A 10,475-nucleotide genomic window follows, 5' to 3' on the forward strand; every position below is an offset into this window, starting at 1 on the left:
CGGCATGGGTGGTGGTCCCGGTGTTCACCGCGCCTCCCCGGCGGTCGTCGCATCGGCCGCGGTGACCGGGCGGTACATGGTCGTCACCGCGCCGAAGCCCATCAGGCCGCGCAGATACGGGGTCCGCTCGGTGCGGTGGGCGGTGAAGCCGTGCCGCTCGTACAGCGACCTGGCACGGGGATTGGCGTCGATGACGTCCAGGCGGATCCGGTGGCAGCCGTGGTCGGCGCCGACGGCCGCGATCTCCCGCAGGAGGAGGCTGCCGATGCCTCTGCCCCGGTGGGCCGCCTCGACGGCGATGCCGTCCATCACGAGTTCCCCCTCGGCGGGGGTGCGTTCGAACAGGGCGAGGACCGCGAGTCTTGGCAGGCCACCGAGCCGGCCGTAGGTGGTCAGTACGTCCTTCGCGCTCCCGCCGCACAGCGGACGGCCGCCGAGCGTGCAGCCGGCCACACCGACCACCCGTCCGCCGGCGAGCGCGACAACGCCCCGGTCGTGGTGCAGGTGGGCCGCGATGAACCCGCGTCGCCATGACCAGCACCGGAACGACGACGAACACGGCGCCCGCGCGCGACACACCGGCCGGGCGGGTGACCACCGTGGACGCGCTGCGCGGCTTCGGGCCGCCGCGTACGCGGCCACCGCGCTGCGCCTCGCGACCGGCCGCCGGGCCGGCACCGTGACCGCGGCACTGGCACCGGCCGGCCGGATGACGCTGACCGACTACCTCACGCAGTCGCTGGTATCGGCCCTGCTGTTCACCGGCTACGGAGCCGGACTCGTCGGTCGTGTGCCACCCGCGGGCGTCGCCCTGATCGCCCTCACGCTGTGCGCACTCCAGGTGGTGGCCAGCCGCTGGTGGCTCGGCCGGCACTCCTACGGCCCCGTCGAACGGGGACTACGGGCCTGAGCCACCCTCAGCCGGCCCCCGTCGGAGACCGGAAGCCGGTGAGCGGCAGTCGGTCCCGGTCCCACCCGGCTCGCGTGCAGCCACGCGGAGGCGGCTCACCGGCCGTGACGGGAACGGCGTCGCCGGAAAACGCCGGGGCCCGGGCGACGGCTGTGATGTTTCTCGTCGTCGTCCGGGCCGGCTCGCACCGATCAGGTGGTGCGTCGGTGCGTCGGTGCGTCAGAGGACGTTGACCGCGCTCCAGGCCGCGGCCACGGTGGCGTACTCGGGGCTGGTGGCGCCGTAGAGGTCCTTCGCCGCGTTCAGAGTGGCGGTGCGGGCGCCCTTGTAGTCCGTGGTGGAGGTCATGTAGACGGTCAGCGCCCGGTACCAGATGGCGGAGGCCTTCTGGTTGCCGATGCCGGTGACGGTGGAGCCGTTGCACGTGGGGCTGTTGTAGGAGACACCGTTGATGGTCTTGGCGCCGCTGCCCTCGCTCGCGAGGTAGAACCAGTGGTTGCCGACGCCCGAGGAGTTGTGCACGTCGAGGCGGCCGACCGACTTCGACCAGCAGTCGGCGGAGCGTCCGTCCAGGGACGGCTTGTCGAAGCGGCGCAGCCACGGCGGGGTGGACTGGTCGCTGAAAAGGTAGTCGGGGGTGTCGATCGGGTTGTTGGCGTACCACTCGACCATGGTGCCGAGGATGTCGCTGGTGGCCTCGTTCAGGCCGCCGGACTCACCGCTGTAGCGCAGGTTGGCGGTGGCCGAGGTGACGCCGTGGGTCATCTCGTGGCCCATGGTGTCGAGGTCGACCTGCTCGGGGTCGACGGTGCCGTTGCCGTCGCCGGTCATCATGCAGAAGCAGGTGTCCGACCACTGGGCGTTGTCCCAGTTGGTACCGACGTGGACGAAGACGGTGGCGCCGCGGCCGTCGTTCTTGATGCCGTTACGGCCGAAGGTCGTCTTGTAGTAGTCGAACGTCTTCGCGGTGTTGGCGTGTGCGTCGACGGCGGCGGTGGCGCGGTCGGTGGAGAACTTCTTGCCGTCGCCCCAGATGTTGTCGGCGTCGGTGAACAGGGTGCCGGAGGAGCTCTTCAGGGAGGAGGACGAGAGGTTGTGCGCGTCCTTGGTGATGTGGCCGCGCACCGGGTCGATCAGGGCGAAGGTGCCGTCGGCCTGCTGGGTGGTGTCGATGCCGACGTCACCGGTGTACTCGGAGTGGCCGGTGCCGGTCGCCTCGTGCTCGGCGTCGTAGTTCTCGATCGCCGCGCCGGTGGTGGCGTCGGTGACGAAGACCTCGCCGTGCGGCTGGCCCTTGTCGCCCAGGCCCTGCACGGTGGTGCGCCAGGCCAGGCGCGGGGTGCCGTCGGCGGCCCACACGATCAGCTCGGGGGTGGACTTGGCGTTGCGCACCAACCCGTGTGAACGCTTCAGGGCGCTTGCCGCGGTGCCCTTGGCGTCGACGGCGGGAGTGACGGACTTGAGTGCCACCTTGTGGGCCTTGGCGCGGGTGGAACCCTTGAGCGCGCCGTCGGCCTTCTGGTGGACGACGAAGTCGCCGCCGACGACCGGGAGGCCGCGGTAGGTCCGCTCGAAGCGGACGTGCTGGGTGCCGTCGTCGTCGATCACGACGTCCTTCACCTTGAGCGTCTGGCCCGCGCCGAACCCGAAGGTGTCGGCGTGCCGGGTCACGTTCGCCTTGGCCTGGGATATCGCCGTGTCGCGGACGGAGGTGCCGTCCTGCACCGCATGGGGCTGCGAGTGCGCGGGTACGGCCATCGCACCCGTGGTGATGACGCCGGCGGCGACCATCGCGGAAAGGGCAAGAAGAGGACGGGACATGACGGGGAGATTCCTTCGCTCGTCGTGGGGTGACGACGTCCTCGGACGTTGGCTCGTCGTGGGGTGACGACGTCCTCGGACGTTGACGCGAAGTGTTCACCAGGTGACATGTTCCTGACCTGATCCCATCTGGGATATAACTGCGGAGCTATAGGGCAGGGGGCCCGTGGCTTCGCCGGTCACCTGCTCCCGCCGAGGGCGAACTCCTCTCCCCCGCCCTCCCACCAGGCCAGATACGGCGGCCGCTGCCGCACCAGCGACAGATAGGCGGCCAGCAGACGCTCGCACGCCGCGTCGGCGAGCTCGGGCGGAACCGATCCCGTGTTCCAGGCCAGCAGGAGCCGCCGGTGGAACGGGACGTCCACGAGCGGCCGCTGCACGGTGCCCTGGGCGGAGACGTCGGCGGTCGGCCACACGCCGCAGACGGCACGCCGGCCGGCGACCAGGATCTGTGCCACGGACAGGTCCGGCGTCACATGGGCGATGCGCGGAGTGAATCCCGCCGACTGGCAGGTGAGATGGAGGTACGCGTGCACACCGCTCTCGTCGGCCTCCGGCATCACCCAGTCCTCGTCCGCCAGTTCCTGCAGGCTGACCACCTCCCGGCGGGCCAGCGGGTGATCCTCGGAGAGCAGGACGAAGACCGGCTCGCGGAGCAGTGTGCGCGTCGCCACCGAGTCGCCGACCGGGAGCGGGAAGCCCGGGAACTCACCGAACACCGCGATGTCGCATTTCGACAGGCTCAGCGACTTCACCAGGGTGTGCACGGAGCGGCGGGCATCTATGGTGAGCCGGCGCTCCGGAACGAGTTCGAAGAGGGCGGAGACCAGCAGGGACACCAGGGGGCCCGCGGTTCCTCCCGCCCTCAGCGGGGCGGCGGCCCGGCTGTCCGCCTCGGCCGCCGACCGCGCGTGCTCCCGCAGCCGGTCGAAGCCGGCGACGAGGTCACGGGCGCAGCGCAGGACGTACTGTCCGTTCTCGTTCGGCTTCACCCCGTCGGCGCTGCGGATGAAGAGGGGGCCGCCCAGCTCGTGTTCGATCCGTTTCAGCTGAGCGCTCGTGGCGGGCTGAGAGAGCTGCAACCGTGCGGCGGCCTTGCGGATGCTGCCGGCCTCGGCGACGGTGAGCAGGACACGGAGGTGCCGGAACTCGAGGTGCATGAACATTCCCCGCTCAACGCGGGGGACCCGTACACCCCCCGTGACCAGCAGAACCAGCTGCCCGACGGCATGGTGACCAAGAATCCGACGAGCCCGCGGGGGCGGCAACCACGAGACGGTAAAACCTGCGTTCGAACGCGACGGCGTTTCACCGCATCACGGTGCCAGTCTGCATATATCGGCGTCATTCAGCCGGCCGGCCCGGCCGCTGACGGACCATCGGGCGGGCGGCGGGTGCCCGGTGTCGTCCAGAGGCCGGCAGCGGGCGCCCGAGCACGGCAGTCGCCGGGCGATGCCGGTCCATCGTGAGGCCGTGCCGCCTGGTGGTGAGGCCCCTCGAAGATCTCTTCCGAGAGAGCTGAATCCTTTTCGGGGTCCCCCGACTCTTATCCGTGTACCGGCCGCGCGGGCCGGTGGATATCAGGAGGAATCACCATCGTGATCATCGGCATCGTAGTGATCGGCGTTGTGGCCATGGGCGCGTGCAGCTGGCACCTGATGCGGCGCAGGAAGAGCCGAAGCTGACCGGTGCCCTGCGCGCGCGGCACGTTTCCGGGTATGAGTAGGACGCATGAACCGAAGCTTCTCCTGGCCGGATGAGCGGCTGATCAAGGCCGCTCAGGACGGCGACGTCACCTCGCTCACCACCGTCGTCATGGAGTCGCAGCCTCATGTGCGCAAGTTCGCCATATCGCTGTGCGCCTCGCCGCAGGACGCGGAGGACGCGGCGCAGGAGGCGCTGATCATCCTCTATCGGAAGATCGGCACTCTGCGGGCCACCGGCGCGCTCGCCGCATGGATGTTCCGGATCGTGCGCAACGAATGCCTCCGGCAGGTGCGGCTGCTCGTCTCGCGGAGCGACGAGACGGCGGCCGAACCGGACGCGTGCGCAGAGCCGTCCGCCGAGGAGGCGGTGCTGCGCAGGCTGGAGGCGGAGCGGATCGCGGAGGCGGTCAGCACCCTTCCCCGTGACCAGCGGCAAGTCCTGATCATGCGTGATGTCCAGGGCCTGCCCGGCAAGGTCGTCGCCCGGTCGCTCGGTCTGAGCACCCCCGCGATGAAGTCGCGGCTCCACCGAGCCCGCGCCGCAGTGCGTCACTCACTGACGCTGACTGATCAAGGACCCGATCGAGCAGTCGATCCATCAGCTGGAGGAGAGTCACGACCGTGAACACCGCGAAGCCCACACAGAGCACGAAGGCCCCGGCCTCCGCAGACTCCGGGGCGAACGAGATGAACTACGCCAGCAAGTCCGTCGCACGCCACCTGGTGCGCGGTGTCATCGGCTTCGGGCTGATCATCGGCTCGATCGCCATGGTGCCCGTCGCCGGCCCGGCCACCCTCGTGGCGGCCCCGCTGGGTCTGGTCGCCCTGCGCGGCTGCCCCACCTGCTGGGCGGTCGGCCTCGCCCAGACGATCTCCCGAGGCCGTCTGGAGCGCAAGTGTGTAGACGGGGTGTGCACTCTCACCAAGGCGGACCCCCAGAAGAAGGCCGCCGACGCGCCGATAGCCGGCATCACCGTCCCGGCACACTCCCCCGTGACCACTGCCCCCTCTGCGGACAGCGAGCACGCGAAGGTCTGACGACTCCAACGCGTCAAGGAGGTGTCCTCGGCCGGCTCCGAGGCGCCCCTGACAGGGACGAACCGCTCGGTCATGGGGGTCGAGCGGCAGCCCGTTGACCGCGCGCCTTGGCTGCCAAGTCGGTGGACCAGGGCGCGCATCCCGCCACCGGCGGGAGCCTGCAAGCGGCTGTGGGAGCCTGTAGGCGGCTGGTGACCATCCGGCGCGAAGGGCGCTTTCGGAAATGCCACCGCGATCACAGACGGCGGATACCGGAGAGTCGGTCTGGTCATCCAGCATCGTTTAAGAACGAAGCATGTCCGAAGCCGTCAGCCTCGAAAGTCGGGCCACAGCGCCGCCCTCGGCATCGCTCGACTTCACAACCTCCCCCTCCCCGGGTAACCGAGGAGACAGCAAGTCAGCAAGTACGCCTCAGGCCAATCTCAAGACAACTCTTAGGCGCTTCGTTTCCAACGGCTCGGCTTGCAGTGCTCGACACAGCGGGCACAGGAGCGGAACAGTCGATCGAAGAGCTTCTTCATGGCTCGATCTCAGCACGGCTTTCCGGAGCGATCCAATACATTTTCCATACCGGCACCCAAGGATTCGGTATCGTGTGAGCCATGGACTTACGGGGGTTGCGCTACTTCGTGGCAGTGGCAGAGGAAGGCAATGTCAGCAGGGCCGCCCGGCGGCTGCACATGTCACAGCCGCCACTCAGCCAGCGGATCCGTGAGCTGGAGGCCGAGTTGGGTTGCGAACTCTTTCTTCGGGGGCCCAAGGGAATGAGGCTGACTGCGGCCGGCGACGTTCTGCTGGAGGAGGCCAAAGCCCTGCTCGCCGGCGCCGAACGGGCCAAGGAGCGGGTGTTCCAGCAGGTGACGGCCGCGCCAGTGCTGCGGGTGGGGGTGCTGGGGCCCGGTGAGGCCACCTTGTCGGCACCGATTGCGGCGGCCTTCGCGCGCAGCCACCCGGAGGCCATGGTGAGCCTGCGGCAGGGCGATCTGACCGACCCGACGATGGGCCTCGCGGCCGGCCTGATCGATGTGGCGATCACCTGGACACCCTTCGACGAAACCGGCCTGACGGTCCGTACGATCCAGGAGGACCGCTGCTTCGCGGCCGTCGCCACGAGCAGCCAGCTGGCCAAGAAAACCTCACTGACCAGGGACGATATCGACCACAGCAGTTCCATCCGCTTCCCCGGCGGGGTCGATGCGACCTGGCGCGCGCACTGGCAGCCGTCCGCGTCCGGCAGCGGCCCCGAGGTGCACTCGCTCGCCGAGTGCCTGCACGCCGTGCTGTGGCAGCAATCCATCGCGCTGGTGCCCGAATCGGCTCTGGAACGGCACGCCGTCGAAGGTATCGCCTACCGATTGGTAACCGACCTGCCGCGGACCCGGTTGGTTCTCGCCCGGCGGCGCGACGACCGGTCACCTCTCGTGGCGGCATACATCGAGGCATTCACCACGGCACGGCGATCACCTTCACCCGCCCCGCAAGACTGCGTTGTTCACGTGTAGTTAACAACGCACGTAGCAGGAACATCACCCCCGGCGCTTATCCGGTATATCGAGTTCCGGATATCGCAGACCCCGTCACGGCCTCTGCCCTCGACGGGGTTACCGGCGGAACCGTAAAGCCGTGGCGCTCCTCTCCGTTATTGGTTTACGGAGCCCTCGGCTCGGTGCTACCGTCCGAAGCCGACTTGGATGGAGCTTAGACCGCCGAGTCGGCAGCACCTTTGATCGCGCTTCACGGGGGGAGCACCGAACGATGATCCGCCATGCCCGGGTTGAAGCAGGACCGCCATCGGAAAACACCGACCGATGTAGTTACGGCGTCGCGGCGGAAAATGCGGCACAGCCGATCCGGGGACAGGAAAAGCAGCAGGCGACCGATCAGATCAACGACCACACCATCGCCGTCATCGGAATTTCCTGCCGCTTTCCCGGCGGGGCAGGACCTGCCGAATTCTGGGAACTTCTCAGGAACGGCCGCGACGCCATAACAGAACCGCCCGCGGACCGCGCACATCTCGCCGCGTCATCCGACGGGTCACCGCGCCCCGGCGGTTTTCTGCCCCGCGTCGACACCTTCGACGCCGAGTTCTTCGGCATCGCCCCGCGCGAGGCCGCCGCGATGGACCCGCAGCAGCGAATCGTCCTCGAACTCGCCTGGGAGGCACTGGAGGACGCCCGCATCGTGCCGGCCACACTCGCCGGCACCGATACCGGCGTCTTCATCGGCGCGATCGCCGACGACTACGCGGCCCTCACCCACGCGGCGGGGCCCGCCGCGATGTCCGCGCACACGGTGACCGGCCTGCACCGCGGCATCATCGCCAACCGGGTCTCCTACGTCCTCGGCCTGCACGGCCCCAGCATCGTGGTCGACACCGCACAGTCGTCGTCGCTGGTCGCAGTGCATCTGGCCTGCGAGAGCCTGCGTCGCGGCGAGTCCGTCACGGCCCTGGCCGGCGGCGTCAACCTCAACCTCGCGCCGGAGAGCACCGAGGCCCTGGACGCCTTCGGCAGCCTCTCCCCCGACGGCCGATGTCACGCCCTCGACGCCCGGGCGAACGGGTACGTCCGGGGCGAGGGCGGCGGCGTGGTGGCACTGAAACTTCTGAGCGGGGCCATAGCCGACGGGGACCGCATCCACTGCCTGATCCGCGGTGGGGCCGTCGGCAGCGACGGCGCCAGCGAAACCCTCCCCACTCCCAACGGAAAAGCCCAGGAACGCGTCATCCGCGACGCCTGGAAGCACGCCGGGATACCGCTGGGACAAGCGCAGTACATCGAAATCCACGGATCGGGCACCCGGGTCGGGGATCCCGTCGAAGCATCCGCTCTGGGCGCCGTTTTCGCCCCGTCTCACATTCCGGACAACCCGCTCCGGCTCGGCTCGGTCAAGACCAACATCGGCCACCTCGAAGGTGCCGCGGGCATAGCGGGACTCATCAAGACGATCCTCTGCCTCAAAGAGCGGGAACTCGTCCCGACGCTGAACTACCGGACTCCCAACCCGCGGATAGCGTTCGCGGATCTGCGACTCGCCGCCGCCACCAGCACCGGACCGTGGCCACACCCCGACCGGCCGCTCGTCGCGGGTGTCACGTCGGTCGGGATGGGCGGCACCAACTGCCATCTGGTGCTGAGCGAGTGGCCGGGCGACGCCGTCGCCACCGTAGAGAACACGCCAGAGAAGGGTGAGGATTCGGACAATCTGTCCGGTCCGCTCGCCTGGGTGCTGTCCGGGCGCGGCGACGCGGCACTGCGCGCCCAGGCCGCCCGGCTGCGTGCGCACCTCGCGGCACACCCGGAGTTCGGTGCAGCCGAGATCGCCCGGGCGCTCGCCCACGACCGCACCGCCTTCAGCCACCGGGCCGCTCTGGTCGGCGCCGGCCGGGACGAACTGACCACCGCCCTGGACGCGCTCGCCGGCGCCCGGGTCTCCCCGGCCGTAGTCCAGGGCAGCAGCCCACAGGCCGTCCGCAAGGCCGTCTTCGTCTTTCCCGGCCAGGGCTCGCAGTGGCCCGGCATGGCCGCGGAACTCCTCGACAGCGCCCCCGTCTTCGCCCAGGTCATCGAGGACTGCGAGCGCGCGCTGCGGCCGTACCGCGACTGGTCGCTGACCGATGTGCTGCGAGGTCGCCCGGGCGCGCCCGCCCTGGAACGCGACGACGTCGTGCAGCCCGCGCTGTGGGCCGTGATGGTCGCGCTGGCCGCACTGTGGCGGGCGGCGGGCGTCGAACCCGCCGCGGTCGTCGGCCACTCCCAGGGCGAGATCGCCGCCGCCACCGTCAGCGGCGCCCTGACTCTGGACGACGCGGCCCGGCTGATCGCCGTACGCAGCGCGGCCCTCGGCGAGTTGGCCGGACGCGGCGGCGGCATGCTCACCGTGTCGCTGCCCGCCGACCGGGTACGCGAGGACCTCGCCGGCTATCCGCAGTTGAGCGTGGCCGCCGTCAACTCCCCTGGCATGACCGTGGTGGCCGGTGACGGCGCCGCTCTGGACGCGCTGGCCGCGCACTACGGCGAGGACGTCCGCACCCGGCGTGTCGCGGTCGCCTACGCCTCGCACAGCCCCCACGTCGACGCCGCACGCGAGACGCTGCCGGCCGAACTCGCCGGTATCGCGCCCCGGGCCGGGCGGGTTCCGCTGCACTCCACCGTGACGGGGACGGCCCTGGACGGATCCGAGCTGAACGTCGACTACTGGTACCGCAACCTGCGGGAACCCGTGCAGTTCGAGCCGACGGTCCGGGCACTGCTCGATGCCGGGCACGAGCTGTTCCTCGAGATGAGCCCGCACCCCGTGCTGACGCTCGCCGTCCAGCAGACCGCGGAGGCCGCGGACCTGCCGGTCGCCGCGCTGGGCACGCTGCGCCGTGCGGAGGGCGGCCCGCAGCGGCTGCTGCTCGCGTTCGGCGAGGCCTTCTGCCATGGCGCGGAGGTGGACTGGTCCGCCGTCCTGCCCGCCGGTACCGCCCGCGCCGAGCTGCCGACGTACGCGTTCCAGCGGCGCCGGCACTGGATATCCGGACAGCGCAGGGCCGTCGCGGCCGTGCCGGCGGAGTCCGCCGCGTACGCGGAGCACACCACGGACCTTGCTGAGGCCGAGCCGAGCGGGGCGCTGACCGGTCCGGCCGCTCTGGCGCTGGTCCGCGGACACGCCGCTGCCGTCCTCGGTCACGACTCCGCCGATGACGTCGAACCCCGCCGCAAGTTCAAGGAGTTGGGCTTCGACTCGGCGATGGTCGTCGAGCTGCGCAACCGGCTCGTCACCGCCACCGGACGTAGTCTGCCCACCACGGTGGTCTACAACCATCCCAGCCCCGCCGAGCTGGCCGCGGTGCTCGCCGACCCGCAGCACGGCGCGGCCGCACCGGTGGCCCGTGACGAACAGGACGACCCCGTCGTGATCGTCGGTATGGGCTGCCGTTTCCCGGGCGGGGTGGACTCGCCCGAGGCGTTGTGGCAGGTCGTCGCCCAGCAGCGCGATGTGATCTCCGGCTT

The 10,475-nt window shown here is 70.0% G+C and carries 8 protein-coding genes; 5 read left to right on the top strand and 3 right to left on the bottom strand.

All coding sequences use genetic code 11. The features are described from left to right. Positions 1–24 precede the first annotated feature (24 nt). Positions 25–579 carry a GNAT family N-acetyltransferase gene (locus ACZ7DL_RS25250; RefSeq protein ID WP_470777260.1) on the bottom strand — a complete coding sequence of 185 codons (555 nt, stop codon included), beginning with the start codon at positions 577–579 and terminating at the stop codon, positions 25–27. Here ACZ7DL_RS25250 and ACZ7DL_RS25255 point away from each other — a divergent pair. After that, complete coding sequence (locus ACZ7DL_RS25255) at positions 515–910, top strand: DUF418 domain-containing protein (protein WP_470777261.1); 396 nt, start codon at positions 515–517, stop codon at positions 908–910. The two genes, ACZ7DL_RS25250 and ACZ7DL_RS25255, sit on opposite strands and share 65 nt — an antisense overlap. A gap of 219 nt (positions 911–1,129) precedes the next feature. On the opposite strand, the gene ACZ7DL_RS25260 is transcribed toward ACZ7DL_RS25255, so the two are convergent. Further along, on the bottom strand, positions 1,130–2,731 hold the full coding sequence (locus ACZ7DL_RS25260) for a M4 family metallopeptidase (protein ID WP_470777262.1): 1,602 nt from the start codon (positions 2,729–2,731) through the stop codon (positions 1,130–1,132). Positions 2,732–2,910: 179 nt separating this feature from the next. After that, entirely contained in the window at positions 2,911–3,891 is a 981-nt protein-coding gene (locus ACZ7DL_RS25265; RefSeq protein ID WP_470777263.1) for a LysR family transcriptional regulator, read from the bottom strand. Between the two features lie 571 nt (positions 3,892–4,462). Here ACZ7DL_RS25265 and ACZ7DL_RS25270 point away from each other — a divergent pair. The 4 genes from ACZ7DL_RS25270 to ACZ7DL_RS25285 all read left to right on the top strand — a co-directional run. Beyond that, a complete protein-coding gene (locus ACZ7DL_RS25270) occupies positions 4,463–5,062 on the top strand; it encodes an RNA polymerase sigma factor (RefSeq protein WP_470777264.1) in 600 nt (199 codons plus the stop codon). Beyond that, on the top strand, positions 5,059–5,475 hold the full coding sequence (locus tag ACZ7DL_RS25275) for a hypothetical protein (protein WP_470777266.1): 417 nt from the start codon (positions 5,059–5,061) through the stop codon (positions 5,473–5,475). Before ACZ7DL_RS25270 ends, ACZ7DL_RS25275 begins: the two co-directional genes overlap by 4 nt. 602 nt (positions 5,476–6,077) lie before the next feature. Next, positions 6,078–6,977 carry a LysR family transcriptional regulator gene (locus ACZ7DL_RS25280; protein ID WP_470777267.1) on the top strand — a complete coding sequence of 300 codons (900 nt, stop codon included), beginning with the start codon at positions 6,078–6,080 and terminating at the stop codon, positions 6,975–6,977. Positions 6,978–7,230: 253 nt separating this feature from the next. Then, positions 7,231–10,475: type I polyketide synthase (locus ACZ7DL_RS25285; RefSeq protein WP_470777268.1), on the top strand; the 3,245-nt coding region annotated here is incomplete at its 3' end.

The sequence above is a fragment of the Streptomyces sp. NPDC036984 genome (assembly GCF_055607665.1).

Coding starts and splice junctions, on each gene's coding strand:
- ACZ7DL_RS25270 (WP_470777264.1), top strand. CDS start 4,463: ATGAACCGAAGCTTCTCCTGGCCGGATGAGCGGCTGATCAAGGCCGCT.
- ACZ7DL_RS25255 (WP_470777261.1), top strand. CDS start 515: ATGAACCCGCGTCGCCATGACCAGCACCGGAACGACGACGAACACGGC.
- ACZ7DL_RS25260 (WP_470777262.1), bottom strand. CDS start 2,731: ATGTCCCGTCCTCTTCTTGCCCTTTCCGCGATGGTCGCCGCCGGCGTC.
- ACZ7DL_RS25265 (WP_470777263.1), bottom strand. CDS start 3,891: ATGCACCTCGAGTTCCGGCACCTCCGTGTCCTGCTCACCGTCGCCGAG.
- ACZ7DL_RS25280 (WP_470777267.1), top strand. CDS start 6,078: ATGGACTTACGGGGGTTGCGCTACTTCGTGGCAGTGGCAGAGGAAGGC.